The organism is Pseudomonas sp. 14P_5.3_Bac1, assembly GCF_025466135.1.
Lineage (GTDB): Bacteria > Pseudomonadota > Gammaproteobacteria > Pseudomonadales > Pseudomonadaceae > Aquipseudomonas.
This window is the reverse complement of the sequence record NZ_JANLOF010000056.1, coordinates 135,795-155,120: the sequence shown is the minus strand read 5'-3', so window position 1 is coordinate 155,120 and position 19,326 is coordinate 135,795. Positions and strand designations below refer to the sequence as shown.

General features: G+C 58.8%; 17 protein-coding genes and 2 tRNA genes. 7 read left to right on the top strand and 12 right to left on the bottom strand.

Going from position 1 to position 19,326, the window contains the following annotated elements:
• Positions 1-77 precede the first annotated feature (77 nt).
• Positions 78-1,394, top strand: a complete 1,317-nt coding sequence (locus tag NTD89_RS13090) for an OprD family porin (RefSeq protein ID WP_106577437.1) — start codon at positions 78-80, stop codon at positions 1,392-1,394.
• 73 nt (positions 1,395-1,467) lie between these two features.
• Here the strand turns inward: NTD89_RS13090 and NTD89_RS13085 are convergent, their stop codons facing one another.
• A complete protein-coding gene (locus tag NTD89_RS13085) occupies positions 1,468-3,597 on the bottom strand; it encodes a M48 family metallopeptidase (protein ID WP_262208082.1) in 2,130 nt (709 codons plus the stop codon).
• A gap of 202 nt (positions 3,598-3,799) precedes the next feature.
• Between NTD89_RS13085 and NTD89_RS13080 the strand changes: the two genes are divergently transcribed.
• Positions 3,800-3,922 (top strand): hypothetical protein, encoded by a 123-nt coding sequence (locus tag NTD89_RS13080; RefSeq protein WP_262208080.1) that lies wholly within the window; start codon positions 3,800-3,802, stop codon positions 3,920-3,922.
• Between the two features lie 235 nt (positions 3,923-4,157).
• Here the strand turns inward: NTD89_RS13080 and NTD89_RS13075 are convergent, their stop codons facing one another.
• From NTD89_RS13075 to NTD89_RS13065, 3 genes are all read right to left on the bottom strand, one after another.
• Positions 4,158-5,258 carry an acyltransferase family protein gene (locus NTD89_RS13075; protein WP_262208078.1) on the bottom strand — a complete coding sequence of 367 codons (1,101 nt, stop codon included), beginning with the start codon at positions 5,256-5,258 and terminating at the stop codon, positions 4,158-4,160.
• A gap of 214 nt (positions 5,259-5,472) precedes the next feature.
• Positions 5,473-5,548: transfer RNA gene (locus tag NTD89_RS13070), tRNA-Thr, on the bottom strand.
• A gap of 127 nt (positions 5,549-5,675) precedes the next feature.
• Positions 5,676-5,909 carry a DUF2790 domain-containing protein gene (locus tag NTD89_RS13065; RefSeq protein WP_262208077.1) on the bottom strand — a complete coding sequence of 78 codons (234 nt, stop codon included), beginning with the start codon at positions 5,907-5,909 and terminating at the stop codon, positions 5,676-5,678.
• A gap of 435 nt (positions 5,910-6,344) precedes the next feature.
• Here NTD89_RS13065 and bcsQ (NTD89_RS13060) point away from each other — a divergent pair, with 435 nt between their 5' ends.
• Positions 6,345-7,211: a cellulose biosynthesis protein BcsQ gene (bcsQ, locus tag NTD89_RS13060; protein ID WP_410017211.1), complete on the top strand. Its 867-nt coding sequence runs from the start codon at positions 6,345-6,347 to the stop codon at positions 7,209-7,211.
• Between the two features lie 185 nt (positions 7,212-7,396).
• Positions 7,397-8,302, top strand: a complete 906-nt coding sequence (gene bcsQ, locus NTD89_RS13055; protein ID WP_262208073.1) for a cellulose biosynthesis protein BcsQ — start codon at positions 7,397-7,399, stop codon at positions 8,300-8,302.
• A 239-nt stretch (positions 8,303-8,541) separates the two neighbouring features.
• On the opposite strand, the gene NTD89_RS13050 is transcribed toward bcsQ (NTD89_RS13055), so the two are convergent.
• From NTD89_RS13050 to NTD89_RS13030, 5 genes are all read right to left on the bottom strand, one after another.
• Entirely contained in the window at positions 8,542-9,729 is a 1,188-nt protein-coding gene (locus NTD89_RS13050; RefSeq protein WP_262208071.1) for an SAM-dependent methyltransferase, read from the bottom strand.
• A complete protein-coding gene (locus NTD89_RS13045; RefSeq protein ID WP_106577455.1) occupies positions 9,710-10,399 on the bottom strand; it encodes an ABC transporter permease in 690 nt (229 codons plus the stop codon). Before NTD89_RS13045 ends, NTD89_RS13050 begins: the two co-directional genes overlap by 20 nt.
• Positions 10,399-11,091 (bottom strand): ABC transporter permease, encoded by a 693-nt coding sequence (locus NTD89_RS13040; protein ID WP_119738133.1) that lies wholly within the window; start codon positions 11,089-11,091, stop codon positions 10,399-10,401. The genes NTD89_RS13045 and NTD89_RS13040 overlap by 1 nt, the downstream gene beginning before the upstream one ends.
• Before the next feature lie 73 nt (positions 11,092-11,164).
• Positions 11,165-11,917, bottom strand: coding sequence for an ABC transporter substrate-binding protein (locus tag NTD89_RS13035; protein ID WP_003187758.1), 753 nt, complete (start codon positions 11,915-11,917; stop codon positions 11,165-11,167).
• A gap of 13 nt (positions 11,918-11,930) precedes the next feature.
• Positions 11,931-12,704 carry an ABC transporter ATP-binding protein gene (locus NTD89_RS13030; RefSeq protein WP_106577457.1) on the bottom strand — a complete coding sequence of 258 codons (774 nt, stop codon included), beginning with the start codon at positions 12,702-12,704 and terminating at the stop codon, positions 11,931-11,933.
• A gap of 554 nt (positions 12,705-13,258) precedes the next feature.
• Here NTD89_RS13030 and gabP point away from each other — a divergent pair.
• The gene (gabP, locus tag NTD89_RS13025) at positions 13,259-14,650 is read left to right on the top strand and encodes a GABA permease (protein ID WP_145159859.1); all 1,392 of its coding nucleotides are present in this window, start codon (positions 13,259-13,261) and stop codon (positions 14,648-14,650) included.
• 141 nt (positions 14,651-14,791) lie between these two features.
• Here gabP and NTD89_RS13020 read toward each other — a convergent pair whose 3' ends face one another.
• Together NTD89_RS13020 and NTD89_RS13015 are read right to left on the bottom strand one after the other, a co-directional pair.
• Entirely contained in the window at positions 14,792-15,205 is a 414-nt protein-coding gene (locus NTD89_RS13020; protein ID WP_145159861.1) for a hypothetical protein, read from the bottom strand.
• 72 nt (positions 15,206-15,277) lie between these two features.
• A complete protein-coding gene (locus NTD89_RS13015) occupies positions 15,278-16,186 on the bottom strand; it encodes an alpha/beta fold hydrolase (protein WP_262208068.1) in 909 nt (302 codons plus the stop codon).
• Between the two features lie 170 nt (positions 16,187-16,356).
• On the opposite strand from NTD89_RS13015, the gene NTD89_RS13010 reads away from it, so the two are divergent.
• The gene (locus tag NTD89_RS13010) at positions 16,357-17,322 is read left to right on the top strand and encodes an arsenic resistance protein (RefSeq protein ID WP_262208066.1); all 966 of its coding nucleotides are present in this window, start codon (positions 16,357-16,359) and stop codon (positions 17,320-17,322) included.
• Between the two features lie 88 nt (positions 17,323-17,410).
• Entirely contained in the window at positions 17,411-19,018 is a 1,608-nt protein-coding gene (locus NTD89_RS13005) for an ArnT family glycosyltransferase (protein WP_262208065.1), read from the top strand.
• Between the two features lie 146 nt (positions 19,019-19,164).
• On the opposite strand, the gene NTD89_RS13000 is transcribed toward NTD89_RS13005, so the two are convergent.
• A tRNA-Phe gene (locus NTD89_RS13000) sits at positions 19,165-19,240 on the bottom strand.
• Between the last annotated feature and the right edge of the window lie 86 nt (positions 19,241-19,326).

Sequence of the window (19,326 nt, the reverse complement as noted above, 5' to 3'; positions counted from 1 at the left end):
AAAAAGTCGACACCAGAAAAGCGACACGGAGCCTGGTGTCACAGCGCGTACTCAACCAGTAATAAGGAATATAAGAAATGTTGAAGCAACGGATGGGTCTGATCGCTCTGGGGATTTTGAGCGCTACTCAGGCAATGGCAAACGACCAGGAGCAATCCAAGGGTTTTGTTGACGACAGCCACCTGAACATCGCAGCACGTAACGCCTACATCAGCCGTGACTACAAAAACGGCAAGCAAGACAAAGCCGAGTGGGGCCAGGGCTTCATCGGTAAGTTCGAATCCGGCTTCACCCAAGGCACCGTCGGTGTGGGTGTGGACGTGATCGGCCAATACGCCATTCGCCTGGATGGTGGCCGAGGCCGCGCTGGCGCGGGCGGTATCGACTTCTTTAAAGAAGGCGCAGCCACCACGCGCGCGGATGGCACCACTCGCAACGGCGCACCGGCCGACGATTTGGCCAAGGGCGGCGCAGCCGTCAAATTCCGGGTTTCCAACACTGTGCTGAAGTACGGTGATCAGTTCCCGGCAGTCCCTGTTCTGCAGTACGACAACTCCCGCCTGTTGTCGGAAACCTACACGGGTACCTCAATCGTTTCCAAAGAGATCGCCGGCCTGCAACTGGACGCTGGTCACTTCACCAAGGAAGCGCGCAAGAGCGCCGAAGGCACCGACAGCGGTCGCCTGAAAAGCATTGATTACATCGGTGGTAGCTACAAATTCACCGAAAGCCTGTCGGCCGCGCTGTACGCCTCCGACATGCAAGACGTGCTGAAGAAGCAATACGTCAACGTCAACTACGTACTGGCCCTGCCAGAGAAGCAATCGTTGACCTTTGACTTCAACGGCTACAAAACCAAGCTGGACAAGAGCTTCGCCCTGGAAAACCAAGGTGACGCCGACGCTCGCGACAACAAAATCTGGAGCCTGGGCGCGACCTGGGCGGTTGGCCCGCACAGCTTCACCGTTGCTCACCAGCGCAGCACCGGCGACACCGGTTATCTGTACGGCGGCTACCGCAATGCTGGCGGCATCGGCGATGGCGGTAACACCATCTTGCTGGCCAACTCCTACTGGTCCGACTTCAACGGTAAGGACGAGCGCTCCTGGCAAGCAGGCTACGGCCTGGACTTCAGCGCCTTCGGCGTGCCTGGCCTGACCTACAACATTGCTTACGTGCGCGGCACCAACATTGACGACGGTTCCAACCGCGGCAGTGGCACCGAGCGTGAGATCTTCAACCAGTTCAAATACGTCGTTCAAAGCGGCCCAGCCAAAGACCTGAGCCTGCGCGCTCGTGCGTCCTGGTTGCGCGTCTCCAGCAACGCCAGCAACTACAACGTAGGCGGTAACGAAATCCGTCTGTTCGCCGACTACCCGATCAACGTTTTCTAATTGATTTGGCGTCGCGTCTGATTTCAGGCGATAAAAAACCCCGACTGGTTCGGGGTTTTTTTATGCCTGCACTTCAGTCTGGGCGGCTGTGCAAAATTTTGCGGGCGAGGGAGGCGTTCAGGTAGTTGAGCATCATTGCCAACCCTTCGTAGGGCTCGATTTTCTGGTTATCGATGCACAGTTGCGCCATCTGCAGCAGCACTTGGCGTTTCTTCTTGTTAACCCTTGCTCCGGGTACGCCGAACGCGGTTTTACGTCGCTCGGGTAATGGCGCTTCGGGCGTCAGTTCTACCGTGATCCACACGCCTTGGGCAAATTGCAGGCTGACATCGGCGATGTGTTCGATGGGCAAGGGGTGCGTCAGGTTGGCGAACACAAAATGCTCCGGCGTCAGACGCAGCGCGGTTTGCGGTGCGCGCTTGAAGCGGCGGATGCCCATCCATAAAAAGATCAGCGCGATGCTGCCGATCGCCGCGCCGGCGCCCACGGCCGACAGCGGGGTGCCTTTAAATTTTTCCGGGGAAAGCCAGGGCCGACTCATGATGGCCAACCCCAGCAACACAAACGGCACTGCCAACACCGCCATCAGCGTGCCGCGCCACCGGCCGCCTTCATGCAGCGAGCATTCGCCTGTGGTGGACGTGACCATGCTTTCCAACAGCTCGGTTTGCTCAGTGTTTTCGGCCTCTGCCAGCGCATTCAGATCGCGGGAAAGTTGTACTCGCACGCTAAGCGGAGCGCTGAAACACGCATCGATCTGCGCATTCGCAGCGTCTACATCCACCGCACGCGTGGCGCGGTGCACGGCGTCTTCCACGTGCACTTGTAAGGCTTGCAGGCGTTCGCCATTTGAGGGGTGAGAGTCGGTCGGGTGGGGTTGGTGAATGTCCAGCGCTTCGGGCGGCAGCTGCAAGGGTGTGTCGCGCAATGCGGTCAGCACCGCGCCGGGCAAGTCATCCTCTGTGGCCGTGTCACAGAGCGTCAGCAAAGCCTGCTCGATGTGGGCATGCAGTACCGAGATTCGCAACAACGCCGAGGCCGCCGCCGCATTGCCCACCAATCGCGCGCCGGCAGCGTCCGCCAGTAACTCGCGTTCTCGGCTCCAGTGATTCACTGCGTGATCGAACCGCTGCATGAAAAACAGGCCGAACATGAACGAAGGGCGCATGAGCCAACCCTGGATCAGGTCGCTGGCCTGCATGGTTTCCAGCAGCGCCCGCAGGCTGCGGTCGACGCCGTCGTAGATCGGCAGAAAATGCAGGCTGTACTCGGTGTCTTCGCCCACAAAGTGCGCCAGCTCGTGGCCGATCACCGCGCCGATTTCTTCGCGGCTCAGCAGGCCCAGGTGCAGCAACGGCACATGCAGGGTGCGCCCGCTCAATCGCGTTTCGGTGGGCATTACATTGGCTTCGCTGGAGGTCACGTAAAAGCCCTGGGCCAGGCTCACCACAATATGATCCGGCGCCAATGCACCCAGTTGGCCGGCCAGTTCGCGTACGTGGCGCCATAACCCGGGTGCCTGCTGCGGTGTAACGACCTGCCCGAACATTTGCAGCGGTTCGGGCTTGAACATCCCCAGCATGTTGCGCAGTTGTTTAAGCAGCGACCAGATTGAATACACACTGAAGGCGGCCAACACACCCAGTGTTGCCATCAACTTGACTTCGCCGCTGCCCAGGCGTCCCACATGCCACATCGCCAGGCCTTCATAAATCAGCACCAACGCCAACGTCGCGGCCATTGCCACCACATGGCTCACCAGCCCGTAGGGCAACAGCCGGCTGCCCAGGGAGAACACCTGCAGCAATTTCTCCCGCGACTGCTGCGCGCGTTGCCCTGCCCACTGGGTGCCTGCCAGCGCGGCCAGGCCGATGCACGCTGCGAGCAACCCCAGGCCGATCACCCACGGTGCCAGCTCGCTCAGGGCGCGGTTTACGCGATGAGCAGTCGGCAGCTCGGCTTCAACGTTATCCAGGCGTGAGAGCGCCAGTTGCACGCTGATTTTCTCTTTGCCCAGGTCGACCAGCGCCGCTGGATTTCGCGCCGCCAGCGCCTGCAACTGCTGTTTGGCAGCGTTCACCTTGGCGCTGTAAACGATGATGTCCGTGGTCGCCTCGGCGGCACGCTGGCGCTCCCAGCCACCGAGGGCGGCGAGCAATAGGGGAAAGATGACGAGCAGGCAGATCAGTTTCAGGGCGTTCATGGAAGTCCGGTCACAACGCAGAGGTGTCGGTTATACCGAAAAAAGCGTCAGGCGAGATACATGAAGGTATTACCTCATGCATCTGTTACACCGCATCACTAATGAAGTACTCCAGCCCACCTTTATCCCTATCAGGCGCACGCCTAAATTAGCCCCACTTGCCCGCCCATCACCTCGACGGCCGGCTACTGGAGCCACTGCCATGCCCTTTGTCAGCCTGCGCATCACCCGCGATAGCGCCCCGGCCACCACATTCACACCCTATTGCCCAGCATGGCAGGGCGACTCCAACACCTTCACCGCCTTTACCATCACCAAGGGGTGACGCCTGGGGAGGTTAATACGGGCGGATTTGTTGCAGTTATTGGTGAGACTCCCCTATCGAGTGAGAGCAACCACGTTCGGTGGTTTAACGACTGCGTGGCGCTTTTCGCGCCTGTCTCAAAATCGGGCTCTCAGGCTCGGTTGCTGAGTTCGCAGCCGAGCGTCAGTCGTGTCGAAAGCCAGAGAACCCGAGGCAACAGGCCGCGAGGTTCAAACCATCACGGCATGAAACTGCTCTACGCCATTGTTGCAGCGCTTTCCTGGTGTCCGGACTTTCGATGCACATAGTTCAGTGCAGGTTTCTCGATAAACAGCCACGACAAGGTGGCCAGCACGATCACAACTGCCGCAGTTGCCAGCATTGAAGCGTAGAAGCTCAGTGCCGTCGTATTGATCATGAGTTGCTGCACGGGGAAGGCGTAGAGATACATCCCATACGAAATATCGAATCGAGATTTAATGATTCGGTCTTTGCACAACGTCCCAAGTGACAGCACCAGAAGACTTACCCCGATACTTGCAAGCACCATAACCAACGGTGTGTTCAGGGAGACCAGAATAAGTGCTGCCGACAGAATGCCGATCAATAGTTTCGCTTTCGCGCTGCTGAATGCAGCTCGATAGAAATACAGCGAAGACCCTACGAAGAATGCAATCCCAACGGTTGAGTACACCAGTAGCTTCGGCGCCATCGGGTGTGCTGACGTGCTGCATAGGTAGGTGGTTATGCAAAAGGCAAGTGCGATGATCAGCGGCACGGCTGCCCTGCGCAATACCAGCAGCGCCAACGCGAGCAGCACGTAGCAGCCAAATTCAATTTTCAGCGACCACAAGCTTCCGTTGAACGAATCTTTAAATATGAAGGTGCTGGTAATGTCGCCTATGTCCGCGCGGCCAAACGCCGACACTTTTAAAAAGTCTGTCAACGACTCCAGGCTGAATGCATAGCCCAAACCGTTTGTGCTGAATGCAGGCCCGCAGAGGTACACCATCACAAATGCACAGCCGATCAATGCAGGAAAAATTCGCGCGATTCGCTTCTCCATGTAGTGGTAGAAGCTGCGAGTATTTAGAAAGCTTTGAGTGATGAGGAAGCCGGATATGGCGAAGAACGCCAGTACGGCAATCGCCCCTAACGAGTTGTAGCCCTGCAACATGGGTTCTTGCTGGCCGGAAAGTACGTAGTGGTGGCTTACAAGAACTGCCAGCGCCGCTAGGTGCCTGATCAGGTCGAATGAATTGTCGCGATTAATCACGCACCGCTCCGTTGGTAATTGAATGATGAAATGTGTGCATGACGGGCCGCTCAAGTGCAGCGATTCCTTGCCGTGGCGCATTCTCCATCAATCATTCGGTAGGGCAAAGTCGTTTTTCAACCAGACCAAAAGCTATTGATAGGGGATGAGGCCGCAGCCAAGGGCGAGGGCGCAAATGAGCGCAGAGACGCACGACATCACAGTCGATGGGAACAGCTGTGTGTGTAGCGAGGGCGCTGATGCTTACGCCAGAAACAACAAAGCCCTCACATTGCTGTGAGGGCTTCGTCTTATATGGTGCCGGCACCAGGAGTCGAACCCGGGACCTACTGATTACAAGTCAGTTGCTCTACCAACTGAGCTATACCGGCGTGTTAGGGCGACGATTATAGCGATTGGCAAGCATCTGTAAACCCCTGAATTCTGACTATTTTTGCAGAGGCGAAGGTTTTTTTGCGATCACTGCTTTTTCGTCGTCTGCGGGGCCTCAAATCAGCCTCAATTTCCGTGCCCGCAAGTGTCGGTAAATTTCATGTACTCCAACACCTGTGTCCGGTCTTTCGAATTCAGGTAGGTCATTTGTGCATTCACTACGCCGCAGCCTGAGCGGGCGTCTTCGGTGGTTGACAATGCGCGCTGAATGTCCGGCTTTTGGCTTGCGTCGATATGAGCGCCGAAGGTCAAGGCAAGCAGGCCTAAGGCGACGCAGTGTTTCCAGTTGTGCGGGGTCATGGTGCTGTCCTCTGGGGCGTCAATGGTGGGCTGAGGTCATTGAATGCCTTGCAGGTATCTGGGCTGCGTCTCGCAGCTTTGGTTTTGTCTCGTTATGTGTTGGCCTGAGGTTTATGTGCTCGCTGACACGAAAGAGGTTTGAGAGCGTTTGATTTGAAATAAAAAATGATCAAAAAACACACAAATAATTTTTAGTTAATTGATTTAAAAAGAAATATTTAGATATTGGCTTAAAGCCATAAAAATGGCGCCATGCCGCTCATCTGAAAAAAATTTGTTACAAACACCAAAATACTGACACCATCAGTGTGATATCACACAATGCGCGCCTTAATTGATCGGCGATTAGAACGGGAGGAGCAGTCAGTGGGGCGTGCAGATCACATTTCAAAACTTTACACCGCGCTGGCTGAACCCTCTTTGCGCGAGCCCTCGGTGGCCGAGCCTTTACAGCGTTTGCTGGATCATTTGAACCAAGGCACGGCCGCTTCTGTTCCCCCACCCCAAGTAGTAGAAAGCCCGGGCGGCGAGGTGTATTCGCACGCCTCGGCGCCCAAGGTGGTGGTTGTGGTTTCTGCTACCGGCGGCGTGGGGCGCAGCACGTTGGCCGCCGCGCTTGCCAGCGGTTTGCAGCGTCAGGGGCATCCAGCGCTGGCGCTGGACCTGGACCCGCAAGACGCGCTGCGTCATCACTTGTGCCCGGGGTTTGATCTGCCTGGCCTTGGGGCGACCAGCTTGCTCAATCAAACCTGGCAAGCCTTGCCCAAACGGGGGTATGCCGGGTGCCGGCTGGTCAGCTTTGGTGAAACCGACGCCGTGCAGCAACAAAGCCTGAATCGTTGGCTGGGGCAGGATCTCGAATTTCTCGGCAAGCGTTTGGCCGGCCTCGGGCTCAATGGCCAAGACACGGTGGTCATCGACGTCCCTGCGGGCAACACGGTGTATCTCGGCCAGGCAATGTCGGTGGCGGATGCGGTGCTGGTGGTGGTTCAGCCGGACGCGGCTTCGTTTCGCCGATTGGCCAAGATGGACGAAGTTCTCGCGCCCTACCTTGCAAGTGAATCGCCGCCTCAACGGTTTTACGTGATCAATCAGGTGGACGGCGGTCACGCGTTCAGCCAGGACATGGCGGGCGTTTTCAAATTGCGCCTGGGTGATGCCGTGTTGGGCACGGTTCAACGCGATCCCTCGTTCAGCGAGGCGCAGGCTTACGGCCGAGACCCGCTCGACCCCGTGCTTGATAGCGCCGGATGCCAGGACGTGAATGCGCTGTGTCGGGCGTTGAGCGCGAGAATGCGCTAAAGGCGCACGGCCATTTATTTGACTATTTACCGTTTGTCTAAAAAACAGCCAGTCAAAACATCAAAATAATGACACTTCGCCACACCTGTCACAGAATGCGTCACTAAGACGCCAATAATAAGACCTGCGGTAAGTGCCTGCTTGCCGAACTTCACGTCTTTACGATGCGTCGTGAGGAGTAGGCCATGAGCCTGAGTGAAGAGCTTTTGACGTTGTTCGGCAAAAACGTCACCCACGATGCCCAAGGCATCAATGCGCGCATGCACTTTTTCGGCAGCGTGCCTGCTGAGCCATCCCCCCACGCACACGCTCACGCCGTTGATCTGGCAGCACTGCGCCCGAAAATCGTCGCGCTGGTGTCGATGAATGGGGGGGTCGGCCGAAGCACGTTGGCCACAGCCTTGAGCAGCGGCCTGCAGCGCCACGGCGAGTCGGTGGTGGCGCTGGACCTGGACCCGCAGAACGCCTTGCATCATCACTTCGGCGTCAGTGGTGCGCTCCCCGGTATCGGCCGCACCAGCCTGGAGCATGGGCAGTGGAGCCCATTGCAACAGCTCGGTTTCGCCGGTTGCCAAGTGCTTACCTTTGGCGATATCGATGTTCAGCAGCAGGAAAATCTCGAGCGCTGGCTCAAACACGAGCCGACCTGGCTGGCTCAACGCCTCTTGTCGCTGGGCCTGAGCGAGCGGCAAACGGTGATCATCGATACGCCAGCTGGCAACAACGTCTACTTTCATCAAGCGCTGAACGTTGCCGATGTGGTGTTGGTGATTGTGCAGGCGGATGCCGCGTGCCTTGGCACGCTCGATCACTTGGATGTATTGCTTGCGCCGCACCTTGCCGGTGAACGCCCGCCTGCGGTGCATGTGGTGGTCAATCAGGTGGATGAGAGCAATGCTTTCAGCCTGGACATGGTTGAGGCCTTCAAACAGCACCTCGGCAAGGCTCCGCTGGAGGTTCACCGTGACATGGCGATCAATGAGGCGCTGGCGTTTGCCGCCGACCCGTTGGATAACGTTGCGAAACACCTGGCCAGCGACGATATCAACGAAATTTGCCGGTTGTTGAAGGCGCCCAAAAGAACGGCTTAAGCGTGGTTTATACGCTTTACGCCAGATGCTTATGCACAATCGGTTGGTCATGGGTGTCACGAAACAGCCATTTTGTGGAGCCGTTCTCAACACGCTGCAACTGCCTGTTTTGCGTGCATTTTATAATGTGAACAAAAAATGACCAGCTTGGCTTTTGGCCTGTAGCGCTGATAGTTACAGCGCTCGTAAAGAATTCATCAACAGACTTATCCACAGGGCGCGTGTAGGAAATTTGCCCCTTAATCGCGCTCAGCCACCACCATCAAATTGCGCGGGGTCAGCGTGGCTTCGCAGAAGCTGCCTATCTCAACCTTGTAGCCCTGTTCGAGCAGAAAAAGTGCCCGGTCCAGCACCAGCCACATTTCCAATGGGCGCCGAAACAACCCACGGACCAACTCCAGGTTTCTGACCTCGGCCAGCCGGCGCCAGCCCTGCGCTTCCAGCGCCTGCCAATCCTGTTCACCTGTGGATAAGCCCTTAAGGCTCGCCAGTGCTTGGCAATAGTCTGCGAAAGGTTGATCCAGCCAGCGGGCGGGCAAGGAAGGCGTGGGCAAATAGTCGTCGCTGCCACGCAATTGCCGCTGTAACTGATCGAAGCCCAGGCGTCGGGCCATGGAGATATCCCGTTGCTGGCGTACGCGGTTGCCGGCAGTCACGGTTTCGCTCAACGGCAGGCCCAGGTCATCAATCGACAGCCGCAATTGCGACGCGCGTGCGGCGCCGGATACGGCTTGATAGCTGTCGGCGTTGATGCGGTTGTAACAGCAGGGCGCCAGTGCCAGTTGCTTGCAACCGGCCGCGCTGGCCAGTTGCAGCAGGCGCACGTGCAGGTCGCCGCAGGCATGCAGGGCGACGGGTGTGTGTTCGGGGTTGAGTGCCACCTGGGCCATCACGTCTTGCAGGCGATGAGTGACGGGCAAGCGGTGGTGATCGCTTAATGCCTGGCCGGAGGCGATCAGCGCCGGGTCGTATTCCAGGCATGTCAACTGCTGGCCGGGTTGCAGCAGGCGGCGGCCAAGATGGCCTTTGCCGGCGCACCAGTCCAGCCAATGGCCGGGCGTGTGAGTGAAATTGAGTGCGGCACCGAAGGCTTCGATCTGTTGCCACTTACGACCCGGTACGTCGACATTCAGTCGATGACGCGCAGGCCCCAGCGCCTGTGTCGGTAACCTGTCCACAGCACTGAGCTGCAGCGCCTGTTCGGCCAGCTGTGGAAAAGGCGCGGGCGCCGGCAGGGCGTGAGGCCAGTTGTGACAGCTTTCGGCATCGGCCAAAGTGCGCTGGCGTAACCACTGGCCAAGCTCGGGATACTCGCGTTCCCAGGGTAATTGCAGATGCGTGAAGGGCCGTGGTCGCCACAGCCCTTGGTGCTCGATCAGGAACGCATCCAGCGCCGCGAAGCGCGCCTCAACGTCCCTGGCAAGCATCGACGCGCAACCAGCGTTCGAGCAGTTTGAAGCCGCGTACCAGGATGTAGGAAATCAGCAGGTAGAACACGCCGGCGGTGAAGAACATCTCAACCGTCAGGTAGTTGCGCGCAATGATGGTCCTGGCCATGCCGGTCAGTTCCAGCAAGGTCACCGTGCTTGCGAGCGAGCTGGCCTTGAGCATCAAAATGACTTCGTTGCTGTAGGCCGGCAGGCCGATGCGGGCCGCACGCGGCAGGATGATATAGAACAGCGTTTTCGGCTTGGACATGCCCAGCGCGCGAGCTGCTTCGATTTCGCCCGGCGGGATAGCCTGGATGGCGCCGCGCAGGATCTCGGCGATATAAGCCGCCGTGTGCAGGGTCATGGTGGCCGTGGCACACCAGAAAGGGTCGCGCAGATACGTCCACATGAAGCTTGCGCGCACGGCATCGAATTGGGCCAGGCCGTAATAGACCAGGAACAACTGCACCAGCAACGGGGTGCCGCGAAAAAAGAAGATATACGCGTAGGGCAGCGAACGCACATACCAGCGCTTGGACGAGCGAGCGATGCCCAGCGGGATCGCCAGGATCAGCCCGAGAATTACGGCAATGCCAACCAGTTCCAGGGTCAGAATGGCGCCCTGGATAAACTTCGGCAGCCACTTATAGATGACTTCCCATTCCATTACGTCGTCCTCACGAAGCCGCGGGCGGCGCGTTTTTCCAGCACGTGCATAGCGACCATCGACAGCGACGTCAGGCCCAGATAAATGAACGCGGCGACCAGATAGAAGGTGAACGGCTGTTTGGTGACGGTGACCGCGATCTGGGCGTGGCGCATGATTTCTTCCAGGCCGATAACCGTGACCAGCGCGGTGTCTTTCATCAGGATCAGGAACAGATTGCCCAGGCCCGGCAGGGCGATGCGCCACATCTGCGGCATGATCAGGCGGGTGAAGATGCGAAACTTCGACAGGCCCAATGCCACGCCGGCTTCGCGATGGCCCTTGGGAATAGCGATGATCGCGCCACGTAACACCTCGGTGGCGTAGGCCCCGAAACACAGGCCCAAGGCGATCACGCCGGCCGCGAACGCGCTGAGCGACAGGTCGGGAATGTCGAGCATTTCACCCAGGCTGCGCATCGCGTTGATCGTGCCGAAATAAATCAGCAACACCCACAACAGTTCCGGCACGCCGCGAACGATGGTCGAGTAAACGCCGCCAAGCCATTGCAACGGCTTGTAGGGCGATGTCTTGGCCAAGGCGCCGGCAAGGCCCAGCACCAGCCCCAGGCATAAAGCCGTGAGCGCCAGTTTGACGGTCATCAGCGCGCCGGCGGCGAGCGCCGGGCCGAATCCGTAGAGATCGAAATTCATGGTGTTTTCATATCGCGGCAGGCATTGCTAAAAGCCGACGCGCTCAAGCAGCGCGTCGGGCAGGCCGTTCAGATCATTCGATGCTGAACGGGAAGTACTTGTCGTTGATCTTTTTGTAGGTGCCGTCTGCCTTGATCTCTGCCAAAGCTTTGTTCAGGCGCTCGCGCAGCGGGTCGCCCTTGCGTACGGCGATACCGATCTTGTCGCTTTCTACAACGGGGTCGCCCTTGAATTCATAGGCCGAACCGTCTTTGCTCTTGAGCCATTCGTACTGCACGTATTTGTCGGCGAGGATGCCGTCCAGGCGGCCGGACGTCAGGTCGAGGTAGGCGTTTTCCTGGGTGTCATAAAGCTTGGCCTCGGTGTCCGGCAGCTTGTCTTCCAGGTAAGTACCGGCCAGCGTCGCGCGCTGTGCACCGATGACCTTGCCCTTCAGGTAGGCCGCGTCGGTCTTGAAGTCCGCAGTCGCTTTAGGCGCGATGAATTGCAGCTTGTTGGAGTAGTACGGGTCGGTGAAGTCGACGGCCTGCTTGCGCTCATCGGTGATCGACAGCGAGGACACCAGGAAGTCGAACTTCTTGGCGTTCAGGGCCGGGATGATGCCGTCCCAGTCGGACACATACACTTCGCACTTCTCGACTTTCATCTTCGCGCACAGGGCGTCGCCGATGTCTTTGTCGAAGCCGACGACGTTGCCGCTGGCGTCTTTATTGTTGAAGGGCGGGTAGGCCGCTTCGATCCCCATCTTCAAGGTTTCTGCCATGGCCGTGGCGCTGAACGCCATCGAAACGGCCGCGGCCAGAAGGAATTTTTTATAGTTCTGCATGCATGTTGCTCCGTTAGCGGTTGCTGGACATGAATTGTTTGCAGCGCGCCGAAAGCGGGTTTTCAAACACCTGCTGTGGCGATCCTTGCTCTTCGACCAGGCCCTGGTGCAGGAACACCACTTCACTGGACACCTGACGGGCAAAGCCCATTTCATGGGTGACCAACAGCATGGTGCGGCCTTCTTCGGCCAGCGCGCGGATCACATTAAGTACTTCCTGGACCATTTCCGGGTCAAGCGCCGATGTCGGCTCGTCGAACAGGATGACCTTGGGCTGCATGGCCAGGGTGCGCGCAATGGCCGCCCGTTGCTGCTGGCCACCGGACAGTTGCGCAGGGTAGGCGTGGCGCTTGTCGGCGATGCCGACCTTGGCCAGCAAGGCTTCGGCCACTTCCGTGGCTTCGGCTTTGCTTTGGCCGAGCACACGGCGGGGCGCCTCGATGATGTTGTCGAGGATGCTCATGTGCGGCCACAGATTAAAGTTTTGAAACACAAAACCGATTTCGCTGCGCAGGCGGTTGATCTGTTTGCCGTCGGCGGCCATCAGCTCGCCGTTTTTCGCGGCCTTGAGCTTGAGTTCTTCGCCGGCGACCAGGATCTGTCCCTGGTGCGGGTTTTCCAGCAAGTTGATGCAGCGCAGGAAGGTGGACTTGCCGGAACCGGAGGAACCCAGGATCGAGATCACGTCGCCGTCGCGGGCGGTCAGCGAGATACCTTTAAGTACCTCAAGCTCACCATAGCGTTTATGCAAGTTGCGGATTTCAAGCGCGGGCGCGGCCTCGGCCATGTGCGGTCCTCATTGTGTTCATTGCATTCCTGCTGTTGGGCCGCCTTCCTGGCGAGGCGCCAAGCTAGCATAGCGTTCGGATGGCAGCCAACAGCGCTGCGGACGGTTAACGGGTGGCCTGCGGCAGGGTGTCGCATCGGCGCAGCAGCGTGTCGCGCCATCAACAACCTACAGACGTTTGAACCCGAGAAATCCACAGGCTTTGCGTAAAAAAGGGCGCGATGGTGCCAGCTTTGGCCGGGTGTTGGAAGGGTTAACCGGGCAAACGGTCCATATCAGCCCCTTTGTGGGGCGTCACGCACTTTTTGTGTGTGTTTTTGGTGCGCATGACCGTCTGGATTGTGGGTCGCACGGTAACGCTATAGCGGAATGCCATTGTTCTCAATGACTTGCAGCGCACGTTGAATTGTCCTACAGCCCGCGTCAATCGCGGCTCTGTAATATTTTGGCGCAAATCTTGCGTAAAAAATAAAGAACGCCCCGTTGGTTTCTTTTCACGAGAAAGATCGCAGGCCGGGCGGACCGTTTTCGCAATTCCTCGTAAAGGTGTGTCAATGAGTAGTACGCAAAGCTCCAATGACCTCGAACAGGGGCTCAAACCGCGTCACGTCACCATGCTGTCGATTGCCGGCGTCATTGGTGCCGGTTTGTTTGTTGGCTCCGGCCACGCGATTGCTGCCGCCGGCCCGGCCGTACTGCTGGCTTACGCCGCTGCGGGTACGTTGGTGGTATTGGTGATGCGCATGCTCGCCGAGATGGCGGTAGCCTCACCGGATACCGGTTCGTTCTCCACCTATGCCGACCGCGCGATTGGCCATTGGGCCGGTTTCACCATTGGCTGGTTGTACTGGTGGTTCTGGGTGCTGGTGATTCCGTTGGAAGCCAACGCCGCTGCGACCATCCTTAATGCATGGTTCCCCGATGTGGCGATCTGGGCCTTTACCCTGATCATCACGTTGCTGCTCACGGCAACCAACCTGTTCAGCGTGAAAAACTACGGTGAATTCGAATTCTGGTTTGCGCTGATCAAAGTCGTGGCGATTGTGGGCTTTGTGATCCTCGGCCTGGCGGCGATTTTCGGCTTCCTACCGACCAGTCAGGTCAGCGGTGTGTCCCACCTGTTCGACACCCAGGGCTTTATGCCTAATGGCATGGGCGCGGTATTGGCGGCCATCCTGACCACCATGTTCTCGTTCATGGGCACCGAGATTGTCACCATCGCTGCGGCCGAATCGAAGAACCCTGGCCAGCAAATCACCAAGGCCACCAACTCGGTGATCTGGCGGATTGGTTTGTTCTACCTGCTGTCGATCTTCATTGTTGTGTCGCTGGTGCCATGGAACGATCCGACCCTGGCGGCCGTAGGTTCCTACCAGACTGTGCTGGAACGCATGGGCATTCCGAACGCCAAGCTGATCGTCGACCTGGTGGTATTGGTTGCCGTGACCAGCTGCCTGAATTCGGCGTTGTACACCGCCTCGCGCATGCTGTTCTCTCTGGGGCGTCGCGGTGATGCGCCGGCGATGTCCAAGCGCACCAACAAAAGCGGCACGCCTTACTGCGCGGTGCTGTTGTCCACTGGCGCGGCGTTCCTGGCAGTGTTCGCCAACTACGTCGCCCCGGCGGCGGTGTTCGAGTTCCTGTTGGCAAGCTCCGGCGCCATCGCCTTGCTGGTGTACCTGGTGATCGCGGTGTCGCAACTGCGCATGCGCCAGAAGCGCACGGCTGCGGGCGAGAAGATTGTGTTCAAGATGTGGCTGTTCCCTGGCCTGACCTACGCGGTAATGGTGTTCATCGTCGGTACGCTGACCATCATGCTGTTCCAGGAAGCGCACCGGGTCGAGATTATTGCGACCGGGATTTTGAGCTTGCTGGTGGTGCTGGCGGGGTTGTTTGTGGCGAGCCGTCGCAAGGCGCAGAAAGTAGGCGCTGCCGTACTCAATTGATGTAATGAAATGCGCTGCGCAATGCATCGCAATTCAAATGTGGGGGCGGGCTTGCCCGCGATTACGGTAGATCGGCCAGCACATCTGGCGACTGATCCACCGCTTTTCGCGGGCAAGCCCGCTCCCACATCTGGTTTTGCGTCAGTCTGCTGAGTTGGCGAGCGCTTGGGAGGCCGCCACGTAATCGGCCTGAAACTGCGGCGACTCGATCCACGCCAGCGCTGCCGCTTCATCATCACTGTCCGTCGCCCACTGCCGGTACTCGATCAGTGCCGCGAGAATGAAGTCAGTGGCCTCTTCTTCGCCTTCCTGCTCCAGCACCAGCGCCAGCAACGGGTGCGCCAGGAATACTGCACACAGTGCCTGCTGGCTGGTTTCGCCCGCGGAGCGCATCTCCATAAACAACTCGGTCAAATCTACCGACTCAAGGTCAATGCGGCTGTCATCGCCGGCAAATGCATCCGGCTTGGTCGCAACGCTGCGTTGGGTACGGTTTTGCTTGGCCTTGGCCTTTGCCCGGTGGGCACGTTTTTGCTGCTTGTTCGGCGAGGCCATGGGCTCAACGTCCTTGGGTACTGGGTCTGGGTGGGTATTGAAGCGCAGGTTGGGGGTAAATCCCAAGGGATTCTAAACGCGCTGACCGGGAGCGCCTTGCATCAACTCACCGTGTTGCAGCCACGCCAGTGCAATCGGCCACAGCCGGTCCTGATATTCACTGCGGAAAAAGGCGAAATGCCCGACGGCTTTTTCGCCAATATCTTCAGGAGCTATGCGCAGATGCGTGCGCTCGCTGTGTTCGAAATAGCCCAGTAGCCGCTCAATTGCCGCCACCGTGCCAAACGGGTCGTCGGTGATGCTGATCGCCAGCAACTGCGCCTTCACGCGGGCAAATGGCAGCTCATTCAGCGCGCGCCCGCTGGGGCGCGTCTCATACCGGGGGGTTGGCGTGCCCCAGTCGTGCACCACGCCGGCCGGTGTGTCTTCCAGCCAGCCCAGGCGTTTGCCGGGGAAGTAGCCATACAGCGCGGTCACCAGCGGCATCACCACATGCCACTTGGCAAACATGCGCCAGCGCCCGCTGGCCTCATAGTCGCGCCAGTACGCAAACTGCGCGCCGACTGTGACGATGCGTCGAATCACCGCGCCGGAAGCGCCAAGCCCTGCCGCACAGCCTCCAAAGCTGTGACCGACCACCTCAATCGGCTGCCCTGGAAACTCCCGTTGCGCGCGCTGCAGCATCGCCTCGAAATCCAGCACGCCCCAATCCGACCACGACGCTTTGAAGCCGCGCAGCGAGCCACTGCGGGACTCGCCTATGCCTCGGTAGTCGTACGTGATGACGTCCAAGCCATTGGCAAACAGGTATTCGGCGAAGCGAGAGTAGTGGCGGCAGCGTACGGAAGTGGCGGCGTTGATGATGACAACCGGGCGTATCGGGTCGGTTCTGATATGGCGCCAGGTGAAGCCGCCGATGGGGTAGCCGTCGTTGGCGGGCTCACGGAATGCTTCCGGGGCTGGTCGAGTGGGCAGGTTCATAGGTCGGCTTGATCCTTGCGCTTTTGGTGTGGGCTGTAGGGCCACGCGCTTTTATAAGAAACCGAAATTAACAAATTTAGCGCGGCAGGGGCGTAACAAATATCGCGATGCTCGACCTCGCCCCCCTGAGTGCTTAGGCTTGCGATCTGTTCATCAGCCAAAGTCAGTCCATGACCCGCGACACCCTCGAACACAGTCAGATCCTCCTCTACTTCGTTGCCGTCCTGCTGGCCGCGGCATTCGGCGTGCTTGCGCCGCTGTCAGCCCACGGTCTTGGCGTGCTGGTGACGCCCGCCATCGCGGTGCTGATGTATGCGATGTTCCTGCAAATCCCGTTTCTGGAGCTGCGCCAGGGTTTGGGCAACAAGCGCTTTATCTCGGCGCTGTTATTGGCCAATTTCATCCTGGTGCCCCTGCTGGTGTGGGCGTTGACCCGTGGCCTGGTGGAGCGCCCGGCGCTGTTGGTGGGTGCATTGCTGGTGTTGCTGACGCCGTGCATCGACTACGTGGTGGTGTTTACCCACATCGGTAAAGGCGATTCGCGGCTGATGCTGGCGGCAACGCCGGTGCTGTTGCTGCTGCAACTGGTGCTGTTGCCGGTGTACCTGGGTTTCATGCTGGGCGCGCAATCCGCTGTCGTGGTGGCGGTAGAGCCGTTCGTGGAGGCGTTTGTGCTGTTGATTGTGCTGCCGATGATGCTGGCGGTGCTGACGACATTCCTGGCGCGGCGCTCCAGCGTGATCAATATGTGGAACGACGCCTGGGCCTGGCTGCCGGTGCCCGCGATGGCGCTGGTGCTGTTTGTGGTCATCAGCTCGCAGATCACCTCGGTGGTGCGCGATATCGGTTTGCTGTTGCCGCTGATGCCGGTGTACGTGGGCTTCTTGTTGCTGGCGCCGTTGATGGGCGCGTTGGCTGCGCGGTTGTTTGCGTTGCCTGCTGTGACTGCGCGGGCGATCACGTTCAGTGCCTCGACCCGCAATTCTCTGGTGGTCTTGCCGCTTGCGCTGGCTTTGCCGGAAGACGTGCGCGGGCTGGCTGCAACGGCGGTGATTCTGCAAACCCTCGTTGAGCTGATGGGCGAGCTAGTCTACATCCGGCTGATTCCGGCACTGGTGTGGCGCGCTGGTCGATAAATCCATAAATGTTCGGGTTTGTTCAGGCGCTATTCAGGAGCTGAGTCGGCACCATGGAGTCGGCGCAGCCTACCTGAAAGGACATTCGATGGATCACCGCAGCCGTTTTCGCCTGGAGTCCCTGGGCCTGTTTCTGATCGCTTTACTGCTGTTCACCTTGGGCATCTGGGATGAGCAACCCCAAGGGTTTGACGGGCGTTGGGCGCTGTTTCTGCAAGAAATGTTTCGCCATGGCGCGAGTCTTTTTCCGACTACCTACGGTCAGCCTTACCCGGACTACCCGGGGACCGCGACCTTTTTCAGCTTCGTGTTTGCCCGCTTGTTCGGGGCGCCCAACCACCTGGCGAATGTCCTGCCGACGGCGCTTGCCTCGGCGGGCATGATCGCGCTGATCTATCGCTTGCTGGTGCCATTGAGCCGACCTTGGGCGTGGCTGACGGTATTGCTGACGCTGCTCACCACCCAATTGCTCGATAAGTCGCGCTCGGTGTGCCTGGACCTGATGATCGCGTTGCTGTGTGTGGGCAGTTTCTACCTGCTGCACAGCGGCGAGCGCATGGGGTCGCGGGTGCGGCAGCTTGCCGTGTTCCCGTTATTTATTCTGGCGTTCGCGATTCGTGGGCCGCTTGGGTTGATCGAGGTGTGTGGCGTGGTGTGCGTGTACTGGGCGCTCGGCCGGCCGGGGCAGCGCGTCAAGCAGGTGCTGATTCACGGGTTTGTGGCGCTGGCGCTATTGGTTGCCTGCTGGTGGGTGTTGATGAAGCTGGCGCGGTTCAGCGGGGGCGACGCCTTTGCCGATGAGGTGTTCAGGATGCAGGTCAGCGGCCGACTCGATGAGAGTGGCGAGCCGTTTTACTTCTACTTCAAGCTCAGTTTGTACCGCTACTTCCCAGTGGTGCCGCTCGCGCTGGCCACGATGATTGCGCTGCGTCATCGCTGGTCTGAGCGCTGGGTCAATGAGGATATTCAGCTGGTGGTGCGGCTTGGCGCCTGTGGCTTGATGATTTTGCTTGGGCTTTCGGTGCCGCACTTCAAGCGCGCTTATTACATTTTGCCGATGGTGCCGATGTTCGCCGCTGTCGCCGCCTATGGGCTGCTTCAGGCGCAACATTGGCTGATCGGCGTGCGCCGCTGCTACGAAGGGCTTGTCGCGGCGCTGCCGGCGTTGTGCGTGGTTGTGCTGTTTGTGTGTCGGCATGCCTGGCAGAAGCACGGGTATTGGCCTGACGTTTCGTTGCCGTTGTTGATTGGCGCGCTGCTGGTTCTGCAAGCGGCGGCGTTGATTGCCTGGCGGCGCCCATTGCGGTTGGTGTGGCTCAGCACAATCGCCTTGGCGGCGCAGTGGCTGCTGCTGGTGGTGGTGATAGACCCCGCCAAGGATCTGCAATTTGATACGCGCAAGTTTGTCAGCCAGGTTGAAGCGCTGCGTGAGTCCGATCCAGGCCCCTTGGTGTTCGTCAATCTGGGGCGCGATACCTGGGCGGTGCGCTACATGATGAACCTGGATCACGATGAGCAGCCGCTGTTCGTCGCTGATAATCAGCTTGAACAATTAACCACGTTGCCACGGCCATCCTGGGTGATTGTGCCGCGCAAGGAGGCAGCGCTGTTGAAAGGGACGTCGATGGAGCAGCAGGCGCCAAGCTTTGAAGGGCGGCTGAACGATAATCCGCTGATGGTGTTTTTGCTGAAGTAGGCGGGCGGCTTACTGCCGTTGCATGGGCTCGGGGCGATAGTGGATCGCCCTGGGTGGGACGCATAAATTCCAGACAACAAAAAACCCGCACTTGGCGGGTTTTTTGTGTGTTTCAGATGGCGTTTGCACCACCTGAAACTAATTAGTGGTGCCCAGAGACGGAATCGAACCGCCGACACGGGGATTTTCAATCCCCTGCTCTACCGACTGAGCTATCTGGGCAACGGGGCGCATTAAACGGGTTTTTCAGGGGGTCGTCAAGCAAGTTTTCAAAAAATATTTAATTATTACCGTCGCTTACGTGCCGA